The 23,551-nt window shown below is 66.8% G+C and carries 22 protein-coding genes; 13 read left to right on the top strand and 9 right to left on the bottom strand.

Annotated features, from left to right (window positions below):
* Positions 1–50 precede the first annotated feature (50 nt).
* The 7 genes from ybeY (at position 51) to U3653_RS33235 (ending at position 5,628) form a co-directional block, all read left to right on the top strand.
* Positions 51–605, top strand: a complete 555-nt coding sequence (ybeY, locus tag U3653_RS06135) for an rRNA maturation RNase YbeY (RefSeq protein WP_195077616.1) — start codon at positions 51–53, stop codon at positions 603–605.
* Entirely contained in the window at positions 602–1,966 is a 1,365-nt protein-coding gene (locus U3653_RS06140; protein WP_195077617.1) for a hemolysin family protein, read from the top strand. Before ybeY ends, U3653_RS06140 begins: the two co-directional genes overlap by 4 nt.
* The gene (locus U3653_RS06145) at positions 1,963–2,349 is read left to right on the top strand and encodes a cytidine deaminase-like protein (protein ID WP_195043399.1); all 387 of its coding nucleotides are present in this window, start codon (positions 1,963–1,965) and stop codon (positions 2,347–2,349) included. The genes U3653_RS06140 and U3653_RS06145 overlap by 4 nt, the downstream gene beginning before the upstream one ends.
* On the top strand, positions 2,342–3,259 hold the full coding sequence (era, locus tag U3653_RS06150) for a GTPase Era (protein WP_195077618.1): 918 nt from the start codon (positions 2,342–2,344) through the stop codon (positions 3,257–3,259). Before U3653_RS06145 ends, era begins: the two co-directional genes overlap by 8 nt.
* Positions 3,260–3,357: 98 nt before the next feature.
* The gene (locus U3653_RS06155; RefSeq protein WP_323123906.1) at positions 3,358–4,914 is read left to right on the top strand and encodes a serine hydrolase domain-containing protein; all 1,557 of its coding nucleotides are present in this window, start codon (positions 3,358–3,360) and stop codon (positions 4,912–4,914) included.
* 156 nt (positions 4,915–5,070) lie between these two features.
* Entirely contained in the window at positions 5,071–5,292 is a 222-nt protein-coding gene (locus U3653_RS06160; RefSeq protein WP_195077619.1) for a hypothetical protein, read from the top strand.
* Positions 5,293–5,355: 63 nt separating this feature from the next.
* Positions 5,356–5,628 (top strand): GNAT family N-acetyltransferase, encoded by a 273-nt coding sequence (locus tag U3653_RS33235; protein ID WP_353963920.1) that lies wholly within the window; start codon positions 5,356–5,358, stop codon positions 5,626–5,628.
* Here the strand turns inward: U3653_RS33235 and U3653_RS06165 are convergent.
* Complete coding sequence (locus tag U3653_RS06165; RefSeq protein WP_195077621.1) at positions 5,601–6,953, bottom strand: helix-turn-helix domain-containing protein; 1,353 nt, start codon at positions 6,951–6,953, stop codon at positions 5,601–5,603. The genes U3653_RS33235 and U3653_RS06165 overlap by 28 nt on opposite strands.
* 226 nt (positions 6,954–7,179) lie before the next feature.
* On the opposite strand from U3653_RS06165, the gene U3653_RS06170 reads away from it, so the two are divergent.
* From U3653_RS06170 to U3653_RS06190, 5 genes are all read left to right on the top strand, one after another.
* A complete protein-coding gene (locus U3653_RS06170) occupies positions 7,180–7,659 on the top strand; it encodes a DNA-directed RNA polymerase subunit beta (RefSeq protein WP_195077622.1) in 480 nt (159 codons plus the stop codon).
* A gap of 3 nt (positions 7,660–7,662) precedes the next feature.
* Complete coding sequence (locus U3653_RS06175; protein WP_195077623.1) at positions 7,663–7,953, top strand: hypothetical protein; 291 nt, start codon at positions 7,663–7,665, stop codon at positions 7,951–7,953.
* A 137-nt stretch (positions 7,954–8,090) separates the two neighbouring features.
* Positions 8,091–8,627, top strand: a complete 537-nt coding sequence (locus U3653_RS06180; protein ID WP_195077624.1) for a dTMP kinase — start codon at positions 8,091–8,093, stop codon at positions 8,625–8,627.
* A gap of 54 nt (positions 8,628–8,681) precedes the next feature.
* Complete coding sequence (locus U3653_RS06185; protein WP_323123905.1) at positions 8,682–9,479, top strand: DNA glycosylase family protein; 798 nt, start codon at positions 8,682–8,684, stop codon at positions 9,477–9,479.
* The gene (locus U3653_RS06190; RefSeq protein ID WP_195077625.1) at positions 9,448–10,920 is read left to right on the top strand and encodes a B12-binding domain-containing radical SAM protein; all 1,473 of its coding nucleotides are present in this window, start codon (positions 9,448–9,450) and stop codon (positions 10,918–10,920) included. The genes U3653_RS06185 and U3653_RS06190 overlap by 32 nt, the downstream gene beginning before the upstream one ends.
* Here U3653_RS06190 and U3653_RS06195 read toward each other — a convergent pair.
* The 6 genes from U3653_RS06195 to U3653_RS06220 all read right to left on the bottom strand — a co-directional run bounded on the left by U3653_RS06195 (position 10,917) and on the right by U3653_RS06220 (position 17,673).
* Complete coding sequence (locus U3653_RS06195) at positions 10,917–11,381, bottom strand: NUDIX hydrolase (protein WP_195077928.1); 465 nt, start codon at positions 11,379–11,381, stop codon at positions 10,917–10,919. The genes U3653_RS06190 and U3653_RS06195 overlap by 4 nt on opposite strands.
* Positions 11,382–11,546: 165 nt before the next feature.
* Positions 11,547–12,974, bottom strand: a complete 1,428-nt coding sequence (locus tag U3653_RS06200) for an amidase (protein ID WP_195077626.1) — start codon at positions 12,972–12,974, stop codon at positions 11,547–11,549.
* A 117-nt stretch (positions 12,975–13,091) separates the two neighbouring features.
* Positions 13,092–13,553 carry a hypothetical protein gene (locus U3653_RS06205; protein ID WP_195077627.1) on the bottom strand — a complete coding sequence of 154 codons (462 nt, stop codon included), beginning with the start codon at positions 13,551–13,553 and terminating at the stop codon, positions 13,092–13,094.
* A gap of 57 nt (positions 13,554–13,610) precedes the next feature.
* The gene (locus U3653_RS06210) at positions 13,611–15,902 is read right to left on the bottom strand and encodes a GAP1-N2 domain-containing protein (protein WP_195077628.1); all 2,292 of its coding nucleotides are present in this window, start codon (positions 15,900–15,902) and stop codon (positions 13,611–13,613) included.
* Complete coding sequence (locus U3653_RS06215; RefSeq protein WP_195077629.1) at positions 15,899–17,101, bottom strand: GTPase domain-containing protein; 1,203 nt, start codon at positions 17,099–17,101, stop codon at positions 15,899–15,901. Before U3653_RS06215 ends, U3653_RS06210 begins: the two co-directional genes overlap by 4 nt.
* Positions 17,102–17,130: 29 nt before the next feature.
* Positions 17,131–17,673 carry a hypothetical protein gene (locus U3653_RS06220; protein WP_195077630.1) on the bottom strand — a complete coding sequence of 181 codons (543 nt, stop codon included), beginning with the start codon at positions 17,671–17,673 and terminating at the stop codon, positions 17,131–17,133.
* Positions 17,674–17,979: 306 nt separating this feature from the next.
* Here U3653_RS06220 and U3653_RS06225 point away from each other — a divergent pair, with 306 nt between their 5' ends.
* Positions 17,980–18,720 (top strand): MSMEG_1198 family transcriptional regulator, encoded by a 741-nt coding sequence (locus U3653_RS06225; protein WP_195077929.1) that lies wholly within the window; start codon positions 17,980–17,982, stop codon positions 18,718–18,720.
* Between the two features lie 23 nt (positions 18,721–18,743).
* Here the strand turns inward: U3653_RS06225 and U3653_RS06230 are convergent, their stop codons facing one another.
* Both U3653_RS06230 and U3653_RS06235 read right to left on the bottom strand, forming a co-directional pair.
* On the bottom strand, positions 18,744–19,463 hold the full coding sequence (locus U3653_RS06230) for an MSMEG_1198 family transcriptional regulator (RefSeq protein ID WP_195077631.1): 720 nt from the start codon (positions 19,461–19,463) through the stop codon (positions 18,744–18,746).
* 228 nt (positions 19,464–19,691) lie between these two features.
* Positions 19,692–23,456, bottom strand: a complete 3,765-nt coding sequence (locus U3653_RS06235) for an nSTAND1 domain-containing NTPase (protein WP_195077632.1) — start codon at positions 23,454–23,456, stop codon at positions 19,692–19,694.
* Between the last annotated feature and the right edge of the window lie 95 nt (positions 23,457–23,551).

The following is a 23,551-nucleotide window of genomic DNA, read 5'->3' on the forward strand; positions in this document are numbered from 1 at the left end:
GGCGGGGCTCCGCTCCGCCGACGCGATCGACGGGATCGTAGGCTGTTCGGGTGAGCATCGAGATCGCCAACGAGTCGGGTATCGACGTACCCGAAGAAGAGCTGGTCAGCGTCGCACGGTTCGTGATCGCCCGGATGGACGTGCACCCCGCCGCGGAGCTGTCCATGGTGCTCGTCGATCTCGACACCATGGCCGACCTGCACATGCGCTGGATGGACCTGCCCGGCCCCACCGACGTCATGTCCTTCCCGATGGACGAACTCGAGCCCGGCGGGCGGCCCGACAGCCCCGAGCCCGGCCCGTCCATGCTCGGCGACATCGTGCTGTGCCCGGAGTTCGCCGCCGGACAGGCGCGCAAGGCGGGGCACTCCCTCGATCACGAACTCGCCTTGCTCACCGTGCACGGCGTGCTGCACCTGCTCGGCTACGACCACGCCGAGCCGGACGAGGAGAAGGAGATGTTCGCCCTGCAGGCGCGGCTGCTCGAGGAGTGGTACGAGAGTCTGCGGGAGGCTCAGCGGCGCGCCGAACTGGCCGAACGCGACGCGCGATTGCTGGGTAAGGCGGGCTTCACCACACCGGGTGAGTCGCTGGGTCCCGCGTGAATTCCCTGACCCTCGTTCTGCTCGCGGTCCTGCTCATCTTCGTGGGCGGGATCTTCGCCGGGGTCGATTCCGCCCTGAACACGATCTCGCCCGCCCGGGTCGAGGACCTGGTGCGCGCCGACCGGCCCGGCGCGGTGCGGCTGGGCCGGATCGTGGACGACCGGGCCCGTTACGTGAATCTCATGGTGCTGCTGCGCATCCTGTGCGAGATCGGCGCGACGGTGCTGCTGGCGGCGGGCCTGATGACGCTCTGGGGCGAGAATTGGGCGCTGCTGATCACCGCTGTGGTGATGGTGCTGGTGTCGTACGTGGTGATCGGTGTCGGCCCGCGCACGCTGGGCAGGCAGCACGCCTACTCCATCTCGCTGGCCGCGGCCTTGCCTTTGCAGTTCATCGGCGCGCTGCTCGGGCCGATCAGCCGACTGCTGATTCTGATCGGCAACGCGATCACCCCCGGTAAAGGCTTCCGCAACGGGCCTTTCGCTTCCGAGATCGAGCTGCGCGAGGTGGTCGAGATGGCCGGTGAGCGCGGGGTGGTGGCCGACGACGAACGACGAATGATCCAGTCCGTCTTCGAACTCGGCGACACGGCGGCGCGCGCGGTGATGGTGCCGCGCACGGAGATGGTCTGGATCGAAGCGGACAAGACCGCCGCGCAGGCGATGTCGCTGGCGGTGCGTTCCGGGCATTCGCGGATCCCGGTGATCGGCGAGAACGTCGACGACATCCGCGGCGTGGTGTATTTGAAAGACCTCGTGCCCTTCGCCGAGCGCAGCCGTAAGGTGCGGGTGCGCGAGGTGATGCGTCCCGCGGTGTTCATGCCCGACTCGAAACCGCTCGACAGCCTGCTCGACGAGATGCAGCGCAGGCGCAACCACATGGCGTTGCTGGTGGACGAGTACGGCGGCATCGCGGGTCTGGTGACCATCGAGGACGTGCTGGAGGAGATCGTCGGAGAGATCGCCGACGAGTACGACGTCGACGAGACCCCGCCCGTCGAAGATCTCGGCGACGGCCGCTACCGCGTCTCGACCCGGCTGCCGGTGGAGGATCTCGGCGAGCTGTTCGGGTTGGAGATCGAGGAGGAGGACGTCGACACCGTCGGCGGCCTGCTGGCGCACGAACTGGGCCGGGTGCCGCTGCCCGGCTCGAAGATCGAGGTGCACGGGCTGGTGCTGCGCGGCGAAGGCGGTCCGGACGCGCGGGGCCGGATGCGGGTGAACACCGTGGTGGTACGCAAAGCGCGCGAGAAGGTCCCCGCGGGGAAAACCAACGGGGACAATGCCAATGGCAAGCGCAAGGCGAACGGATCGGAGCGGGAGACCGCTGCCGATCGCGACGAGGACGGAGACACCGAATGACCGAACTGGACGCCGAGGACACCAAGCTGGTCGTCCTGGCCCGTGGCGCGCTCGGCCGCACCGGCGGGGCGAGCGGAGCCGCTATCCGCGACACCGACGGCCGCACCTACGCCGCGGGCGAGGTCACGCTGAGCGCGCTGCGGTTGACGGCGCTGCAAGCCGCCGTGGCCGCGGCGTTGTCCAGCGGCGCGGAGGGTTTCGAGGCGGCCGTCGTGGTCGGCGGGCGGCTGTCGGACTTCGGCGTGACCGCGGTGCGTGAGGTTTCGGCGGAGGCGCGGATCATCTTCACCGATCGCGACGGCGCGGTGTTCGAGATCGTCGACGACTCCGCCGACGCGGCCGACGCGGTGAGCGCCGATTCCGGTGAGGTCCGCGGTGGCTGACGCGCGGGAGAAGGGCGCATTCCGGTCCGGTTTCGTCTGTTTCGTCGGTCGTCCGAACACCGGCAAGTCGACTCTGACCAACGCGCTGGTCGGCGCGAAGATCGCGATCACCTCCTCGCGTCCGCAGACCACCAGGCACACGATTCGCGGCATCGTGCATCGCGAGCACACGCAGTTGATCCTCGTCGACACCCCCGGTTTGCACCGTCCGCGCACCTTGCTCGGTCAGCGCCTCAACGACCTTGTGCGCGATACGTATTCGGAAGTGGACGTGATCGCGCTGTGCATCCCGGCCGACGAGAAGATCGGCCCCGGTGACCGCTGGATCGTGCAGCAGGTCAAGCAGATGGCGCCGAAGACGACGCTGCTCGGCGTGGTCACCAAGATCGACAAGGTGAGCCGGGACCAGATCGCCGAGCAACTGCTCGCCGTCTCCCAGCTGCTCGGCCCGGAGGCCGACGTGGTTCCGGTGTCGGCGGTGCGGGGCGAGCAGGTCGAGGTGCTCGTCGACGTCATCGCGTCGAAGATGCCGGAGGGCCCGGCGTTCTACCCCGACGGCGAGCTCACCGACGAGCCAGAGGAAACGCTGATGGCCGAGCTCATCCGCGAGGCCGCGCTGGAGGGCGTGCGCGACGAGCTGCCCCACTCGCTGGCCGTGGTCATCGAGGAGGTCCTGCCCTACGAGGACCGCGAGGACATGCTCGACGTCCACGCCTTGCTCTACGTCGAGCGGCCCAGCCAGAAGGCCATCGTCATCGGCAAGGGCGGCTCCCGGCTGAAAGAGGTCGGCACCAACGCCCGCAAACAGATCGAACACATCCTCGGCACCCGGATCTACCTGAATCTGCACGTGAAGGTGGCCAAGGACTGGCAGCGGGACCCGAAACAGCTGGGCAAACTCGGTTTCTGACCTGATCGGAGTTCGGCTGTGATCGGGCGGATACCGTGTCAGCGGTGGTGTCAGATCCGCGTCAGGCCGGTGTCAGCCGGGGCGGCGACAGTAGTCGTGTGAACAGCACAGCAATCGCGACTCCCACCACCGTCACCCTTTCCGACCAGGACAAGAGCACACTGCGGACCGCCGCGTACGGTGCCCTGTCGCTGATGGCCGCCACCGGTACGCCCCACGCGGCCGCTACGAACGGCTCCATCGCCTTGACGTCGGCGACCGGCCTGGTCGGGCACGTGCTCGCCGCGAGGTCCAAGGACATCGAACTGAAGGGCAGGACCGTCGCCGAACTCGCCGACCGAGTGCTGCCCGCCCTCACCGCGGCCATGAACCTGCTCGGAAAGCACGATCCGGCCGAGGCCGACAACTTCCGCGGCACCGTCCTCGCCGCCGTCGACGCAGCCGCCAGGCCACGCGGCGGCGAACCCGGCCCCGCCGCGGCCGAGATGGCCCGCAAGATCACCGCGGCGCTCGACGCCGCCACGGTGCCGACGGCTGCCGCCGGGCCGGATCGGCCGGAGCTGCAGAAGGCCATCGAGGAGATCGTCGCGTCCGGTATCGCCGGAATCACTCTGCGCGTGCAGGACGAGCGCGGCGAGTGGGTCGGCAGCGCAGGCGTGCGCGAGCTGGGGGAGACCGCGAAGCCGCCGACCGACGGGCACGTCCGGATCGGCAGCAACACCAAGACCTTCACCGCGACCCTGGTTCTGCAACTGGTGGCCGAGGGCCGGATCGCGCTGGACAACGCGGTGGCCGACTACCTGCCGGAGTTCGGACTCGACCCGCGGATCACGGTGCGGATGCTGTTGCAGCACATCAGCGGCGTATTCAACTTCACCGGTGAGTATTACCAAGACGGAACCGTTGTGCCGGGAATCGCCGCCACCACCGCGGGCAGAGAGTGGGTGGACAACCGGTTCGCGACCTACCAGCCGGAGGAGCTGGTGCGACTCGCGCTGTCCAAGCCGCCGCGGTTCGAACCCGGCACGGACTGGAGCTACTCCAACACCAATTACGTGCTGGCCAGGCTGCTGATCGAGAGGGTCACCGGCCGCTCTGTCGCCCAAGTGATGCAGCGGCTGATCGTGGGGCCGCTGGGGCTGTCGGGCACCGTGGCGCCGACCACCCAGACCCAGGTGCCCGAGCCGCACGCCCACGCCTACTACCGGTACGAGGACGACGGGCAGGAGAAGACCGTCGATGTCACCAGCCAGAACCCGTCCTGGATCTCCAGCGGCGGTGACATGATCTCCACCACCCAGGACCTGCACACCTTCATCTCCGCGCTGATGAGCGGCAAGCTGCTCCCCGCCGAGTTGCTGGCCGAGATGTGCACACCGCATCCGACACCCATCCCGAACATGGGCTACGGCCTCGGTGTCTTCGTGCAAGACACTGGCCTGGGCGGCACCGTCGTCACCCACAACGGCGGCGCGGCGGGCCACGCGGCGCTGATGTACAGCACACCCGACGGCAGCAAGACCATGACCGCCACACTGAACTACGTGGACGACGCCGCCCTGTCCTTGGCCGTGCCGTTCCAACAGGCGACCCAAAAGCTCGTCGACGAAGTGTTTCGCGGCGGATCGTCCGATCCGGCTCAGCCGACAGACTGAACACTCGTCAGCGCACAACTCGAGCGTCACTCCGGTGTGTACCGGGCGGAACGCGAATCGGGCTATCTCGAACTCAGTGAGTTGGAGATAGCTCGATTCGCATGCTCGGCCGAAGTTTTCAACTCATGGTGGCATCCCGAATCTATGGTCGGGTAGATGAACGACGCTATTGCGGTCCGGCTCGGAACCACCGATGACGCACGGCAGCATTTCGATGCGATCTGCGAGCTGTACGACGAAGTATTCTCGGCGGCACCGTACGTTTGGCCGGACACCGAGTCGCAGCGCCATCGACAGATGCTCACCGACATGATCACCAGGCCGGGGTTCGGCGTGGCTCTCGCGACATCCGATGACGCCCTGGTCGGATTCGTGTAAGGAACCATCCTGACCACCGACACCGGGTGGTGGGAGGGGTTCCAGCAGCAGGTACCGCCGGAGATAACACAGGAATGGCCCGGTAGGACCTTCGCTGTGATCGAGCTGGCCGTTCGGGAGTCGGCACGTCGACACGGCCTCGGCCGCCGATTGCTCGACATCCTGCTGGATAGCCGACCCGAGCAACGGGCGACGCTGGCAGTCCAGTCGCAGGCGGCAGATGCACATGCGTTCTATCGGGCGATCGGTAGCTGGCACCTGGTAGGGCGGCAAGACACACCAACATTCGTGTCCCCGGAGTTCGACATCTACGTCCGGGAGTTGAGGAGTCCATAGTCCGCCAGCAGTTGGTCCAGCTCGCGCACGCACAGCGCGTCCGACCATGGGGCAAGGTCTGATCGCGTATCGGAGATCATGCCGAGGAGACGGTCGGAACGGCACGACACCGCCAGCCCCGCTGCCTCGCCGACCACCCGTGCGGCTTCATCGATTTCCCGTCCTGCGATGTGGGCGTGTGCTAGGTCGATGTAGGCCATGGCCCGATTGCGGGTGAACCGGTACGGGCCGTTCCCGATGAGATCGAGTGAAGATTCGGCGGCATGCCGTGCATCGGCCGCACGTCCGAGCCGGTACATGCAGTCACTTCGAAACGACAATGACAACCCTGGCCTATGGAAATGGGCGACGGAGTTCTCCGCTGGCTGGACACTGCTCAACGTGGCGTCCGCGGCGTCGAGTGCTGCGATACAGGCCTGGTCGCGTCCAGTGTTGGCGTAGGCATATGCCGTGATGACATCGGCATATGAGCGAAGCAAACCATCATCCACCGACCGGGCCCAGTTCTGGGCAGCCACCGCGTGATCGATTCCCATCCGCAGGGATCCACGCCAGACTGCGAGGTAGCTCATGTTGCACAAGATGAGTGCCACTTGTGCGTCATCACCGACCTCGTGCGCGGACTGGTGGGCCTGCGCGTAACTTAGACTTGCTGAATCGAAATCGCGCATATCAAACTGCATCCAGCCCGCCAGCCTCGCTAGTTGACTGTGGACGATCAAGAGCTGCGGCCGCAAATGTGCAGGCGCCTCCCGCAACAGAGTGGACGCGATAGCCAACTGGGCGGAAACCATCGGAAGTACCGCGTACGGACCGTAAAGGTCCTCCTGTGAGGACGCAATCTTCATCGCAGCCTCGATGTGGCCGATGGTGGTGCTGTCGATTCGGCCTGGCTCGATGAGCACTTCACCGACTCGTCTTTGTTCATCTGGATTCAGGCCCGCCAAAATTGCGGCGACAGCGGATAGTCCGCCGGAGACGCCGCCGAACAGGCGAAGCAATTCACGTCGGTTCATCTCGACCCACGTCCTCAGTTCGGCATCCGGAGACGAGTGTAGGCGGATCGACGGTGACGAGGTGGCGATCGCACGCGTCGGTGATGCACCTTCGTTGTAGAAGCGGTAGGCCTGCTCGGGGCTGAGACCGTCCAGCACCGTGTCCATGGCATCCGACGACCGCGGACTCAGTGTCGCTTCCTTGCCCTGCTGTTCCCACTTCCCGACCGTGCGCACCGCACGCCCGCAGACCGCCGCGAACTCCTCCTGTGTCAGTCGCATCGCCGTGCGGAGCGCCAAGACCTCGGCGCCGGTCCATTTGTCGATCATCGCTCGCCCCCTCACATCGACGTGTCGAATACCGGAAGAGTAGGACCAAAATGCCTGCTGCGTACCTGTATTGCGTCGCTCCGACACCGGATCCTGGTTCTGCATCCGGCGCCGGGTAGATGCCGTTTCGCCCAACGGCACATTGATCGGCTGTGAGCGGCCGATCGGTGGCACATGCTCCTCGGCGCCGGGTGCTCATCACATCACGAGCAGGGGAGACGTAGGGATGGGGTTGGAGGACACTCAGGTGCTGTCGCCGGTGCAAGCGGACACGCCGGTGACGCGGTGCCGCTTCTACCGTGAGATCTGCGGACTACCCGCCAGGGTCCAACCCGAAAGAGGAAGCATCATCGTGCCTGCGGGCAGCGTCGGCGCGATCACCATGCCGCATCAGCTCGGCGCTGCGGTGAAGCGCCGTATGCACGGGCTCGGCCTGCGACTCGGCCCGATCGTCTCGCATCCGCGTTCGAAACGATGGACGTACCTGATCGTCCCGGACGTGCCGGACGAGATCAGGCTGTTCGCCGAGTTGTTCCGGCTCAACGCCTCGGTGTCACGCTGCGGCGCACAAATCGCTTTGCCGTCACCAGGCGCCCGCCAGGCCGGATTCCGTGTCTGGGTGGCGCCACCGCGCGACGCCTTCCGCCCCTCCGGCGTGACCGTCATCGAGTCGATCCGAGCATGCCAACCGCAGCGCGGGTGGTGATGCATGGATCCCCAACTCTCGCCACGACCTGAAGAAGACGATGTCCGGCTGTCGATCCAATTCCACGATCTCCGCCTGGAATTCGCCGCCTGCACCACCGCCGCGGAGCGATTCGTGCAGGAATGGCGCGCCTACCACCACCAAGGTGCTGTGACCGTGATACCCGGAAACCCCGCCGGATTACCTCGATTGCCAACTGAACGCCTTCATCTGGAGGGGCAGAACCAGGATCGTCGAGCGGTATGGCTCGGCGAGAGCCGCTCGTGTGATGATCGGAGAGGGAACAATGGGTGACCTGAGACGACCCGATAGTGCGAACACCACGTCCGGCACAGGCATGCTGGTTACGCTCGATGGGCCGGGAGGAGTCGGTAAGTCCAGTATCGCTCATGCACTCGTCGACTATTTGCGCAGCCGAGCGGTTCGGGTGCATGCCACAGGCCCAGCCCAGTCCCACCGCGCTCGGCGAGTTCATACGTGCTCATGCCGATACCTACCGGGGTATCGCTCTTGCCTGTTTGGTTGCCGGCGATCGTCATCATCAACTTCTCAGCGAGATCGTCCCTGCGCTCGAGGCAGACATGGTGGTGGTATGTGACCGGTATCTGCCGTCCTCGCTTGTGCTGCAAACACTTGATGGGGTCGACCCGCAACTGGTATGGCAGCTCAACCGGGGCGTGCCTGAGCCGGATTTGGCGGTAGTGCTGCATGCTGACGTTCGCACTTTGGCGGCACGGCTCGCCGTACGCGGTGCGCACGATCGGTTCGAACGGGACAGCGACAGCAGCAGTGCCCAATCCGAACGGTTCCACGAAGTAGCTGCCGAACTTGCTGACATCGGCTGGCCGATTGCCGAGTTCGACTGCACACATCGACGTCAGTCCGACACTGCCCGCGCGATCGGTGACCTCATCATGGCTCACATTCAGGCACCACCCCGGCACCGACCAGGGCGGTCCACTTCTTGAATAGCAAGGAAGCGACGATGATGACCGAACTCGAACCACTGAAGGGAGCAGTGCATGATCTTCGGCCGGATGATGCTCGACCACCCAGGCTGGGTGCAGGTCAGCCATGATGTGGCTTACCGCGCCGTGACCGACGGCCACCACACCGCGATCGTCACCGATGCGGGAGCGGCCGAAGGGTGGTTGCGATCGGATGAGTTCGATCCTGCTGCGCTAGCCGGTGTCGATGACATGTTGATGGGGTTGAAAGCCGCCGGCGTGGTCACACGGCTGGCGAATCCGAGCTTGTGGGATGCCTTGGCTACGGCGATTGTGCGGCAGGTGATTCGGGCCGGGCAGGCCCGGAAGCTGTATCTGTTGTTCAGCCGGGCCCATGGGCAGCGGGTGAGTCACGGCGACACCACGGCATGGCTGTTCCCGGAACCGCAGAAGATCCTCGAACTGCCCGATCAGACGTTCTCCGATCTTGGAGTCGCGTTCAAACGGCCCGCGCTTCAGGCCGCTGCTCGGGCTTACCTCGAACACGGCAAGGAGTGGACTGCAATGGCGGAGTCTGCCGGTGAGCGTCTTGCACTGATCGACGCCTTACAAGTGGTTCCGCGGATCGGACCATGGACCGCTGGCGCCGCGGTGGCCGACTTCACCAACGACTTCTCTGTGTACCCCTACGCGGATCTAGCTGTCCGCACCTGGGCGAAGCGGCTCTCGCCGGAGCGAATGTGGCATGACGACGAGCCCGGGTTCGCGGCACAATGGCAAAAGCTGGCGGGAAATCAGTTGTCCGCGTGGACCTTGCTCACTCTCGCATGGGGGATAAACAATGCCGACCTCACCAAAGTGGCCCCGTCGTGACCTGATCGCCGGAGCCGCCACGAATCACCCAGTCGATGCGCTGTTCGTCAACGCGCCACTGCGTGATTACAGTTTGCGTCCCAGAGTCAACGACTTCACGCTTCCCGTGCTGGGCATGGCCTATATCGCCACCTACGCCGCACAGCAGGGATTCAACGTCGGTGTCCTCGACGCCGAAGCCCATGGCTTGGGCATCGACCAGACGATTGACCTCATCAATGCCACCAAGCCACGGTGGGCGGGGTTCAACCTGCTCGCCCCCACATACGAGATCAGCGCCCGCATCGCCGCCGGGCTCGACCAGGACATCGAGGTCATGCTCGGCGGACATCACGCCAAAGCCATGCCGCGCCGAATACTGACCGATCCACGCATGACGCGGTGCGCCGCGCTGGTACTCGGCGAAGCCGAGACCCGGGTCTCCGAGCTGCTCGATGATCACCGCAACCGATCTCGCTTACCAGGCGTAATGTGGCTGGACCCGATCATGCGAGTTCCGGTCACCGGTGGAGTGCCGGGCGCAACGCATCATCTCGCACCCGACATTGATACCTTGCCGTTCGTCGACCGGACCTATCTGTGTCAGGACCCGCATTACGAGCATGCGCGGTGGGAAGCGAACATGGTCGGTGCTCGGGGCTGCCCATACAACTGCTCCTTTTGCGGAGCGGCGGTCAGCGCCAACCCGGATGTCACCATCCGAACTCGCCACCCGCGCAACATCATCGATGAAATGGTTGGGCTTCGCGAACAGCGCAGCGTCACCGCGTTCCGGTTCGTCGACGACTTGTTTCTCGGGGCACGCCGCGTAATCGACACCATGATGCGTGCCTTCGCGGCCGAACAGGTCGGCGATTGGGCGCACTGGGATGCCACCGGCCGGATCAACGTGTTGCATCGAGCTGACGATGCGACGCTCGATCTATTGGCGTCGAACGGTCTGCGTGAAGTCGCGCTCGGTATCGAGTCCGGCAGCGCCCGGATGCTCGAGTACATCGACAAGCGCATTACACCTGAAATGGCGGTCGGCGTGGTGACCCGACTGGCCGAACGCGGCATCGGCGTGAAGGGATATTTCATTCTCGGATTTCCCGGTGAGACCCGCCGAGAGATCGACGCCACCGAGCGGCTGATCCACCGGCTATGGGAAGCTACCGATCAGCTGCCCGGACGATTCCGCGCATCGGTGTTCGAGTTTCGCCCCTATCCCGGAACGCCGGAATGGCATCGACTCATGGCGACAGGTCGCTACCAGGCGGAACAACTTCTGAACTATTCGCCGGTGGACCTGACCAGCGGGGGTGTCGACGAGTCGATGCTCGCCCGCGACGAGTTCAACTTTTCGGTCGATCTCCAGCTCGCGGAGGCACCCACCAGCTACATCCGTGCCAAACTGGTCGACTTGGCGCATGCCCAGCACGTGCGCGCTGCCGCCGGTTAGGCGCCGATGTCGGCGACTGCGTGCGGTATATCCCAGCCATGCTCGCTGAACGGCGCTCGCCCGTCGAGGAATGCGCGGATTCCGACGGCGGGGTATTCGATCAAGTTGTCGGGGAGGTCGTCGATCGGGAACCATCGCACAGCCGCGCACTTGTCCGGTTCTCGATTCACCGGTTCCCCGATCCAACGCCGTGCTTGTAGGAACAGACCCAGCCGTGGTTCCGGGCCTGAACCGGCGGCGTGCACCGCGTGAACGAATCCGAGGTCGGCCGGGTCGATGAGCACGCCGATTTCCTCACGGGCTTCTCGGGCGGCGGCCGTCGTAATCGGCTCGCCCGCGTCCAATTTGCCCGATGGCAGATGCCACTGGCCTGCGAACATGTCTCCTCGACGCTGAGTCAGCAGTAGCTTGTCGTCGCGCACGAGCAGTATATGAACGTCTACCAGGTGACGATCGGCCATCGGCATCTCCTCGCGTTCCACGGACGGCCGAGACCATACTGCATCGGCAATCGGCACACCAGCGGACTTGCTTGGCATCGACGCGGCTGATCACGCGAGTAGTTGGTGGGCGGAAGCGGGTTGAGCGCACCGAGAATGACGGGGGCACAGCGTTGTGGTGCGGGCTCACCACCAAGGTGTTGGTCGGTGGTTCTGCCAGTTCAGTTCGGATTCGAGTTGGGCGGCCAAGGAGATCAGGATGGGTTCGGTGTTCGCGGTGCCCATCAGTTGGGCGCCGATGGGGAGGCCGGTGTCGGTGAAGCCGGCGGGGATGTTGATGCTGGGCCAGCCGAGGACGTTCCACGGCCAGGTGTATGGGCAGGCGGCGGTGATGAGGTTGTTGGTGGCGTTGACGCCGATGCCGTCGATCTCCTCGACGCGGGGTGGTGGCGTGGCGGTGGTGGGGGCGAGGACTACGTCGTAGTCGCGGAAGAAGGTGCCGATCCGCTTGTGCAGCAGAGGTTCCAGTCGACGGGCCGCGTAGAGGGCGGGGCCGTCGAGCACCCGGCCGATTCGAGCGTTCGCGGTGGTGCGCGGATCTACTTCCAGGCCGGGCATGCGGTGGTAGACCCGCCGGATACCAGCGAGCGAACGAGGCAGGAACGAGGCGCCGATCAAGATGCCGTAGTGCAGGTCGGCCACGGTCACGGTGTGGGCCAGCGCCCGCAGCGTGGCGGCGGTGCGGCGCACCGCCTGCTCGATCTGGGGATCGAGCGCGGTCCTGGTCGCGGTGAAGGGAATTCGCAGCGACAGCGCGATCCGCAGTTTTCCCGGGTCGCGGCCGACGGCGTCCGATGCCGTGATCGGTTCCGGGGTGTGCAGGTCCCCTTGGTGCGGACCGGCCGCCGCGTCCAGCAGCAGCGCCGCGTCCGCGACGGTGCGCGCCAGCGGCCCGTTCACGGTGAGCCCGTAGAACGCCTCGGCCTCCGGCCAGGTGGAGATGCGTCCGCGCTGCGGTTTGATGCCGACCAGGTTCGTCCACGCGGCGGGGATGCGAACCGAGCCCGCGCCGTCGGAGCCGAGGGCGGCGGGGACCAATCCGGCGGCGACGGCCGCCGAAGCTCCGCCGGAGGATCCGCCCGGAGTCCTCGTGCGGTCCCAGGGGTTGCGGGTGTGCCCGAACCACGCGGCGCTGGTGAACGGCCACTGCCCGAGTTCGCAAGTATTGGTCTTCCCGACGATCACCGCGCCCGCGGCGCGCAGACGCCGCACCGATTCCGCGTCCTCCGTCTTCGGCGCGAAGTCGCCGCCGCAGCCGAAGGCGGTCGGTTCACCTGCGACGTCGGTGTCGTCCTTGACCGCGACGGGCACGCCGAGCAGCGGTAATCGCTGCCCAGCGGCCAGTCGCCGGTCGGCTTCGGCGGCCTCGGCCAGCGCCCGTTCGCGGCGCACGACTCGGAAGGCGTTGAGGGTGCCCTGCGCCGCGTCGATCCGGTCCAACGCGCCGCCGACCGCGGCGGTCGAGGTGACCGCGCCGCCCGCGATCGCGGACGCCAGTTCGGCCAGGCCCAGCTCCCGCGTGTCGGGCGCGTGAGCAGGATCGGACACCGTCATGTGAGCTCCGTCTCGTCGTGGTCAACCAGACGGTAGCGCCAATTTGGTCAATCGTCCAGATTGCATTGCATGACGAAAGCCGCTGGCAGTGCTCGCGCCACGAGTGGAAGGCTCGCGTCAGCGAATGTGCTTGCATTCGCCGTATGGCACCCCCTGGGTGAGATCGGGCCTGCCGAACATGCGGCCGACCAGCGCGTTGAACGCGGCCACCGACAGCCGGTCCATGTCGTTGCACAGGAAATCGTTCTTGGTGCCCGAGACATCCTTCGATTTCAGCGATTTCGCCCACTTCTGCGGCGTGCCCCCGCACCCGACGTGCACTTGATAGTCCCCGCCCTTGTCGAGGGTGAAGGAGTAGTCGACCTTGGAGTGGCCGCCGAGCCGGACCGGGACCTTGGTCTGCGCCCATCCGGATTTCGACGTCTTGGCCTGGATCCACACCCCGACCGGCGAGGCGCTGTTGATGCAACCGATCGTGCCGCTCACGGTGGTCGACGCCGCCGATGCGCTCGGCACGCCCAGGGCGAGGAACACCGCCGCGGCGGAGAGCGGAAGGGCCACGCGGAGGGAATTGCGCATTGTTCGATCCTTTCGATCGGATTTCCGTTTTCGACGGTCTGGGGCGCTGCGGGAAACTCACCGGAAGGTGCGCCATCCCCAATGGCGCTCGGGCAGGGCTTGCCCCGGGAGTGGTGCGATGGATTGATAGATGTCGTACAGCCAAGCCCGCACCCTCGCGTCCTCGATCTCCTTGCCGAGGATGGCTCCGACTTCCACGTACCCGACGACGGCGGCGATCGCGGTCATTCGCGCCCGCAAGCCGCGAGCCCGAGGGTGCAGTCGAAGGTGGAAGTCGCGGTGGCCCGTCGCCAGGCGGGAGCAAACGTGACGCAGGATCGCCGCTGCCAACGGGGCCGCGTCACCGGCCAGGCAGGCGTCGATCAAGAGGTCGAGGGCGTCTCGCTCGCCGGCCGCGAGTCCTCGGGCGGTGAGATCTCCGATCGCCTGGTCCACTTCCCGCGGGGTCCTGATCAGCAGCCGGTAGCGATAGAGCAGCATCGGCACCGTCACCGGCCGATAACGCACGAGCGCCGGATCGGCGGCCGCCCCCAAGGCGTCGCCGAGGTCGGTGGCGTGAGGCGCGCTGAGCAGTTGACGCCACGCGGCGGAGCGGGGGCCGTAACCCAGACCGGCGAGGTAGGTGATGTCCTCCGTCACCCAGGCGGGCCGCCGTCCGTCCTGGCCGCGAACCACCAGATACTCGCCTATGACGGTCGAGATGACGACGTCCCATGCGGGATCGGGTTCGGGTGCTGCGGTCAGTGCTCCGGCCAGGAATCCGGGGCGGCGGCCGGCATCGAGACGGGGCAGAACCGTGCCCAGAAGCAGGTGGCGCTCACGCGGATCCAGCGCCTGCGCGGTAGCTGTCGCGACGCTGTAGGCCAGCACCTGATCCAGCTTGCCGACAGCCTCGCACAGCGGTGCGACGGAAGGTAGCGCCTCGACGAAGGATGAGGCCAGGTCTCCGGGATGGCGCAGCCGGGCCAAGGTCGTCGCGGGGTCCTTGCGCGTGGCCGAGAACGCGCGTGCCAGCGCGGTCGCCCGCACCCGGACCGGCAGTCCGGCATCGTCCGCGATGCGCAGGCAATCGGCGACGGTGGTGTCGAGCAGAGGGCCGATGACGGCGGTGGTGTCCGCGCAGCGCCCCGCGATGTGCAGCAACACGCGCCGGTCGGCGAAGGTGAGGTCGGCGGTGTGCAGGACATGGGGCGGCAAGCGGCGGAGCAGTTCGAGCAAACAGATGTCACGGTACCGGTGGAGACTTCGCCCGATCTTGTGCACATACTCGCCCAGCATGCGCGCGGTCGATCGGTCCGCTATCACCCGCCCCAATCGGGTTGCCACCTCGCCGGCCTGATTCGCGCGGACGGAATCGAGTTGTCGCAGTGCTTCCCACGCCGGCGACCCGGAATCCAGGAGGAGAGCGACGAGGATGTCGCTGCCGTTCGGCAGCGCCAGCACCGTCATGAGGCCGCCTTCGCGGCGGAGCACGGGCAGCAGCAGATCGTGATCCGGCGTCCCGGTGGTGAGCACCGTGATGCAGCGCAGGACGGCATCGAGCGTTACGCCTTCGCCATTCGCCGCGTCACCACTGCGCATTGCGCCGACGGCAGCGCGCACGACGGCGCGCTGGCCCGCGTCGTCGGAGAGGATGAGACGTGCATGGCTGACTCGGGTAGCCGGATAGGAGGGCTGATCGGCCTGGGCTCGCAGCGGCGACCGTTCGGTGACCGCCATACCGGTGATATCGAATTCGTCGACGAAACGGGAGGTTTCGTAGGTGGACAGCGTGAGCCCATCGGCTACCTCGGGGAGCCGCCACGCCAATTCGGCGAACGCGGCGACGATCACCTCCGGTGGTTTCCGCAGGATCACCGGCAGTTGCCCGTCGTGCGCCAGAATCGCAGCGACGACGTCCGACAGCTCTTCCGGGTGGAGGGCCCGCAGCGGCGCGGCGGGAATCTCGCCCAGGCCGATTCGGGGCAGAACGGGGCCCACCGGTAATTCGCCCCGCCACCAGAACGGCGAGTCGAAACGCGCCGCCAGTTCGTGCACGGGAAGTGCCGCCGCCGGTCCGGCCACTACGTGGGCGTAGAAGTTGCCGGGGCGTCCGGTCGTATCCAGCCCGAGATGGCCGCGGCGGAACACCAACCGCATCCCCTCGAAGTCCGTCCACCCGTAGGACACGGGCGTGGCGGAATCGCGATGACTGCCCCGGGGAGCGGTGTATCGGCACAGTCGCACCGCGGCTCGCGTGAGCACGTCTTCGCGATCCGCCAATCCGCGTGACGCCGCGACAGGTTGCAGGCCGAGGCCCGCCGCGCCGCGGGGTACGCGCGTATACAGAAGTTGCTCCAGCTCTGTCATCCGCGGCGACCGCTGATCTCGGGCAAGCGGAGCAGCACCATCAGCAGCGGATCCAGGCAGCGCACCGGCTTCAGCACGTCGATGGTGTCGGCGTTCGGGGTATCCCCGATAGCGGCGACGGCGTGAAAGGAGACCAGGTCCCCGGGCCGCCGCCGGCCTGCCGCCACCACGTCGTTGCCGCCGAATTCGCGCAGGACCTGCCGGACCTCCTGGTCGATCCACTCGGCGTCCTTGCGCCATGCCGCGACGGAACTCATGTCGGCAGGCGCGGCGAACGCGACCGGGCGTCCCAGCGCGTTCGCCACGAGATCGGATTTGGACAGCGCGATCGCGATCGGCGTCCGCCGGCGATGCGCGTGATCGAGTTCTTCCATGCACGCGTTCAGCAGGTTCGCTTGATTGGCGTAGGCGGTGTCGACAGCGCCGTCGACCGGCCATGGCCGCCCGTCGGGCCGATCCAGCGACAGCGGATCGATCAGGAAGATCGTGGCGTCCGCACGGCGCACGAATCCCGCGGTCGAAGCGCGGCGGCGCGGATCGGCCAAGTCCTCCCCGGCCACGTCGTGGAACAGGACCAGCGCCGGATCGTTCTGTCCCACAGCCACTTTGCACACCAGCGGATTACGTGCCACGTCCGTGCCCTCGGGGGTGGGCGCGAGCAGAAATCGCTGACGGAACACCGGTATGAAGTAGTCGTTGTCGAATCGGTTGCCGCTGTCGTTGTCGAAGGTGAATTCCGTGAAGTCGCAGTGCTCCAGCCCTTGCCGGTAGACGGCCTCGCGCAGCGCGCTCGTCAAGTAGTGCGATTTGCCCGCTCCGCTGGTTCCCACCACCGCGATGGTGTAGATCGGGTAGTTGTCGATGTCCTCCGGCATCGGAGTGGCACACCGATGACACAGGCGGCGCGGAACCAGCGCCGGATCGACGTCGCTGAGCAGGGGGAGTGCGGGCGGCAGCGCCTTCTGGAGCACCCGGTTGTGCAGGCGTTCGGCGGTCGTGTTCAGCGGAGCTTCGACGACGACGGGCCAGCTGCGGATGACGTCGTACACCGGGACGTGCACGGCCGGAGCGAAGAGTTGTTGTCCGCCGCCGTTTCCCACCGGTCTGCGTTTGACGCGGTTGGTCGCGACGATCGGCAGTTCACCGAGCATCACCACGTGACCGCAATAGGGGCAACGACGTTTCGAGAACACGTCCATCTTGTGTTTCCTCTACTCGGCTGCCCGCGTCACCGGACGAACCGGCGGTCGGAATGATCGCCGGGGCGTCCGTCGGTGCGGTCCGGTTGATGGGTGTAGGTGATGCCGACGTAGATGATGATTCCGACCACGAAGGCGACATTCGGGATCACGGCGGTCCCCATCGCGAGGCCCGAGGTGCGGATGGCCTGGGCGTACACCAAGAGGAATTCGATGATCGAGATGGCGCCGATGAAGATGGTGATGCGTTTGGCGATGTCTTCGCTTTTGGGGAAGACGTGCACGAAGTACCAGCCGACGGCGGCGCCCGCGATTCCGGGCAGGACGGTGCCCGCGAGCAGCGCGATGGGCGTGGCGTTGGACAGCGCGCTGACGGCCAACTCGGCGACGGTGAGTCCGGCGACATGGGTGGCCAGGACGACGAGTCCGCCCGCGATCAGCATGCAGCCGCGAATGGTGGATTCCATCAGGTCGTTCGGTTCGAGCACCACTCGAAAGCAGTAGACGATGAAAAGCATCGCCGATCCCAGCAGGACCAGATGGAACAGGGCATAGAGCAGCAAGATGACCATCTACAGGGGTTTCCTCGGGTTGTCGTCGAATGGTCAGCCGGAGGCAGCATGGTTGCCCGCGGTGCGCGCACACCGGTGCGGCGTCCGATGACCGTCCGAATATCGAAACACGCGGCGGTGCCGAAAATTTGCCTCTGCGCCGATCGTGCGACTAATCACTTGACCAAATAGACGTTCGCCGCAAAGTAACTCGCGAAACGGCGGGGTGGGCAAGATCTTGCCAGGAATACCGAAATTCGAAACCTACTGGTTCGAAAGGGCTTTCAGATCTTGCCCCTGCGTATCCCCAGCGTTGAAGATCGCGTGATGGAACCGAGCTTACGAGTACTCGTCGCCTCGCCACTGGGGGGAATCATCGCTCCGACGCTGAAGCAACATTTTCCGGCATCGACGGTCGCGATCGCCTCCGATGTCGACGAGGTGCGCAGTCAAATCGTGGGACGTTTTCGGTTCGATGTGGTCATTTCGGATCTGATCTGGAACAAGCCCGAAATGGAGTACCGATTCGACGGTTTGGATGTTCTCGACTTGCTCCGGGACACCAAACGCGAGAGCGAGGTCCTGCTCGCCGCCCAAGGCCACAGCATGGAGCGGGACCACCTCGACGAGGCGCGGCTGCGCACCGCGGAGATCGCCGAGTTCTACGACAAGTCGTCCGGCGTGCCCGCGCTGCTCGAGGCCATCGAACGCGCCGCGACCGGCCGCAGCAGGCGGATCGCGCCGCCGCCGCAGGGGCCGCCCGCGTTGTGCACCCTGTTCACCGACCAGCGTGGCGAGACGGCGGGCCGGCTCGCCGGTGCGATCGCGTCCAAGTCGGCGTGGGACTACAACTCTCTCGCGCAAGTCGCCAGCGTCGGTCTCAATACGGCCAACAAAGCGGCCAACACGTATATCGGGCCGATCATCCTCGCTCGCGGGGAGTTGCCGGAGGGAACGCCGTTGACCCAGGGCGCGGTCTTCCGTTGGTGCGGTGAGCACGCGCACTACCTCATCAGCTGGTGCCGCCGGAACGGGCATGCCGATGTCCTCGGTCCGCGATTCGCCTGAGACCGGAGATTTGCGATCCGGCGTCACCGGGTCAGCACTTCCGTGTGCCCGTTGCGGCGGCACCAGCTCACCAGATAGCGCGCGTGCATTCCGCACCAGCGGTACACGACGGCGGGAGTCAGCTCTCCTCGGGAATCGCTCTCGCCACGTCGCGCGATGATCCACCCGAGACGGCCGTCGGCGATCGAACGGGCCGTGTCCACGCCCACGTTCGCCGCGGCGGCCAGAGAGCCCGGATCCCAGGTGTTGCCTGCGGCGATCGCTCCGGCCAGCCGTCCCGCGATCTGGCCTTCAGGGCCGGTGAAGAGTTCGTAGAGTGACGGGACGCCGTTCGGCGGAGGTCGGCGCGGAAGGTGTTTCCCATCGGCTACGTGCCGGATTGCCGACAGCAGTGCTGAAATCCCCGCAGCTTTCTCGTGCACGCCGGCGATCTCGTCCGCGCGGTGATAGGCCTCGTCGAGATGATCCTGCTCCATGCTGTGCCCTTGCCCGGCCAGCAGGACCGGTGTGCGCGCGGATTTCGCGCGCACCATGTCCACGACGTCCAACCCGTCGAAGCGGAATTCCTGCTCGGGGTGGTTCCACACCAGGTCCGCGAGCACCACGTCGAAGCTCGCGCTGTCGGCGAGAGCGCCGGCCACCTCCGCTCGGTCGTGAGCGACGATGACGTTCGCCGCCGGAAACGCCGCCGACAGGGTCGGTTCGATGACATCTCCGAGCGGTGAAGCGACGAGAAGTCGCATGAATGGTTCCCCTCTCGTGGGCCCCCGGTGGAGAGTTCTCTGTCGCGTCGGCGGTGATGGAAGTGGAATCAAGTATGGACCGCGCGAAGGCGGTAACAAGGGGCCGATCGTTATCGGATCTGGCATTTCGCACAACTCGTCACGCATGAAAGTGCTTGCTGCGCAGTAGCTTCGGTAACCAATTGCGTGACGGTGGCCGGGCTGTGCAACATCTTGCTCGCCGGTGCGCTACTTCGCGCAGAGACCTCGCTGGGCGATGGTCGGCAGGTACCGCTGCCATTCGACGGCGGTGATCGGCCCGCTGCCGCTGTCGCAGAGGTCGGCGGCGACTTGGTCGACGTCAGTCGCCCAGACGCGCACGACCCGGTCCGGTCCCGCGGCGAGCAGCAGACGGCCGTCCAGCGCGTACACGGCATCGTTGACCCGCCCGGTGTACGCGTCGAGCACCGCCACCCGTCGCGGAGCGCGCGGGTCGGCGATGTCCCAGACCCAGATGCCGTTGTCGCTGGCGCCGCCGACGAGCCGCCTGCCGTCGGGGCCGAAGTTGACGGTGATGATCGCGTCGGCGGCGCCGGTCAACGTGGACAGATGGCGAGGCGCTTCGGGATCGGACAGGTCGAACAGTTTGACGGTGTGGTCCATGCTGCCCGCGGCGAGAATCGGGGCGGTGGGGCTGAAGGCCACGGCGGCCAGGTCGTTGGTGAAACCGGAGAGCTTCGGCAGTTCACGCGGCCGTGTCCGATCACGGATGTCCCAGCGGTACACCGACTCGTTGGACGTGGCGATGGCGAGCTGCGTTCCTGCCGCGTCGACGGCCGCGATGCCAGGCAGGCCGGGGCCGGTGTAGAGCGAGCCGAGCCGCCGCGGCACGGCGAGATCGCCGAGATCCCACAGCGTCACCGTCGGATCGTCCTGTCCCGCGACGACGAGCGTCTTGGCGTCGGGCGTGAAGGTCATGGCCGAGACGATGCCTTCGACGGCGGCCACCTTCGCGGTCAACCGCGGATGCGCCGGATCGCGCAGATCCCAGAGCAGGACCGAACCGGCGCGGGTGCCGACCGCCGCCGTCGAACCGTCGCCGGCCAGGGCGACCGCTCCACAGCTTCGCTCGTCCGGACCGACGGGCAGCGCCGCGTATTCCACCGGCGTCTCGGGAGCGCCGAGGTCCCACAGATGGGCGTTGCCGTCGGAAGCACCGGTGCCGACGAGCATGAGTTTCCCGCTGCGGTCGACGGGTGTCTGGAACACCACGCTCTGCGCGCCGCGCAGGATCGGCCCGGGCAGCGGCCAGATCCGGACGGTGCCGTCCAGACTGCCCGTGACCACCGCGCGCCCCTCCAGCGCGAACCGCACGGATACGACGATCACCGGGTTGGGCAGCTCCATCTCCAATTGGTCGGTGTCCAGCCGCCATACGCGCGTCTTGTTGTCCGAGCTGCCCGCGGCCAGCCGTGTGCCGTCCGGACTGAAGGCCACGTCGTTGACGTAACTGGTGAATCCACGCAGCGACGGCTGTGCCGCAGGGCGGGCCGGGTCGCGGACATCCCAGCGGCGTACCTCGTTGGCGCGGCCGGGAACCGCGAGCACGGTGCTGTCCGGGCTGAACCGGAGCGACAGCGCCTGCGCCGGGGAATTGTCGGGCGCGACGTCCGCCAGCGGGATGTCCTCGACGGCATCGGCGGCCCAGATGCGCAGCGCTCCGGCGTTTCCCGCGGCGGCGAGCAGTTTGCCGTTGGGGGCGAACGCGACGACGGGAGCGCCCGCGGGCAGTCGCAGGTCCGGGAGCCGGACCGGGCGCCGGAGGTCGGTGATGTCCCATCGCACGATCTCCGATGCGGTGGTGGTCGCGACGAGGGAGCGTTTGCCGGGATCGATGCCCGCGGTGCGATACCGGGCGCCCGCGAGGGTGACCAGCAGCCGGGGTGCGTTCGGGTCGGCCAGATCCCACAGATCGATGTGGTCGCCGAATGCCGCGGCGAGCAGCGAACCGTCCGGCGTCATCGTCACCGAGCCGAGGACCGCGTCGGGAGCGGGAGCGGGGATGCGGCCGCGGAAGTCCGCCGCGCCCCGCCGGCCGGGGCCGTTGCCAAGGCGCAAGAGATGAATATCTATCGTGGCGTCGCTGCGGCCGACGGCCAGCACGCCGCCGGACCGATCGGTGGCCACCAGCGTGCCGCCGTCCGGACCGAGCAGCCGGGTCGGAGTGTGCACCGCGGTGCTGTCCAACAGCGCGGAACGGGCCTCGAGCGTCGGCTGGATCCGGAACGCCGCCAGTGCCAGCTGCGCCGACAACGCGGGATCGGTGCCGCGCAGCCGCTGCGCCTGGAGCGCGACCTGGCGCGACAACGCCTCGTCTCGTGCGTGCGCCGCGTTGGATCGGGCCACCAGCGCGACACCGGTCAAAACGATCGTCGCGATCAGCGCGGTCGCGAGACCGGCGACCATCCGCTGCAATATCCGGGTGCGGCGGCGCTCCCTGGCCCGTATCTCCGCCTGGTGGGCGATGCTGGCGGCGATATAGTCGCGTTCGCGTTGGTTGAGGTCGCGGAGATGCCCGTCGCTGCGGGTCCACTCCTGGACGAATTCCAGCCGCGCCGGCCCGAGCAGCGCGCTGGTGTCCTCGTTGTTGTCGAGCCAGACCTGCGTGGCCTGGGTCAGGCGGCGGTGCACCGCCAGGCTCTCCCGGTCGTGCTCGAGCCAGCCGTGCATGCGAGACCACGCGCCGATCAGCGCCTCGTGCGTGATCGTGACGGTCTCCTCCTCGACGGTGAGCAGGCGGTGCGCGGCGAACCGTTCGATCACGGTGTTCACGTTCGCCACCGAATCGTGGTCGAAGAACAGCTCTTGGCGTTGCACCCGGCGTCGGGTGGTGATGTCGTCGTCGATGTTGAGCAGGCGCAGGAACGTGCGGCGTGCGATCTGCCGCTGCGGCTCGGTGAGCCCGCGATACACCGTTTCCGCCGTTTGCTCGATGGCGCCCGCGATACCGCCGACGGCGTTGTAGTCGGCGACGGTCATCTTTCGCCTGCTGGACCGCTGCCAGGTCTCCAGCAGGGCGTGCGACAGCAGCGGCAGCGCGCCCGGGTCGTGGGCTACGGACGACCCGCGCGGCGCGAGCTCCATGATCAGCAGCTGGACGAGTTCGTCTTCGACGGTCCAGTTCGCCTTTCGCGCCGGTTCGATGATCACGTCGCACAAGGCCTGCTTGCTCAGCGGGCCGACCAGGACCGAATGCCGCGCCAGCGCGTGGTGCAGGAACGGCTCTTCGGCGGCGTGGCGATAGAAATCCGCGCGCAGGCCGAGCACGAAGGTCCGGCCGCAGGCGTCGCGGGCGACCGCCGACAGGAAGCCGGACCGTTCGTCGTCGTCGAGGCACAGCGTCCAGATCTCTTCGAACTGGTCGATGACCAGAACGCCTGCCGACTCCCGCAGGACGTGTGCCGGGTGGGCGCCCGGGGTGACGACCGCCGCGGTGCGGCCTTCGCGCTGGAGGGCGGGGAGCAGGCCCGCGCGCAGCAGCGACGACTTGCCCGAGCCGGAAGCGCCGGTCACGATCAGGATGCGCTGTTCGGCTCCTGCCAGTGCCGAAACGCGCTCGAGCAGTGCCGCGGTGAGTTCCGCGCGGCCGAAAAGCCATTCGGCGTCGTCTGGTTGGAAAGGTTCCAGCCCGCGGTACGGCACGGGGCCCTGGCTGCGCCTGCGTCCGCTCGTCGGGCGCACCCGCCGGACCGCCGCGAGCCACCGCTGTTGCTCCTGCGGGTCGCCGACCCCGCAGACGGTCAGGACCTCCCGGAACATCCGCTCGTTCTGCTCGGTCGGCACATGATGACCGGCGAACCATCCGCTAACCGTGCCGTGCAGGCCGCCGGACCGGTCGACGACCTGCCGGACGGTGAGCCCGGCAGTGGTGCGCAGACGCGTGAAAGCCGCCGCGAATTCCTCTCGCGTCCAGATCGTTCCAGGATCGACCCCCGCCGCGCCCCCATCGCTCATGACGGGAGTCTAGCGAGATCCAGGCTGCGGCGCCGCGTGTCGTATGGACCTTGTATTGACTTCTTTCCCGGCCGTACGCCGTGCTCAGACGCTGT

This window comes from Nocardia implantans (assembly GCF_035544775.1).
GTDB lineage: Bacteria > Actinomycetota > Actinomycetes > Mycobacteriales > Mycobacteriaceae > Nocardia > Nocardia implantans.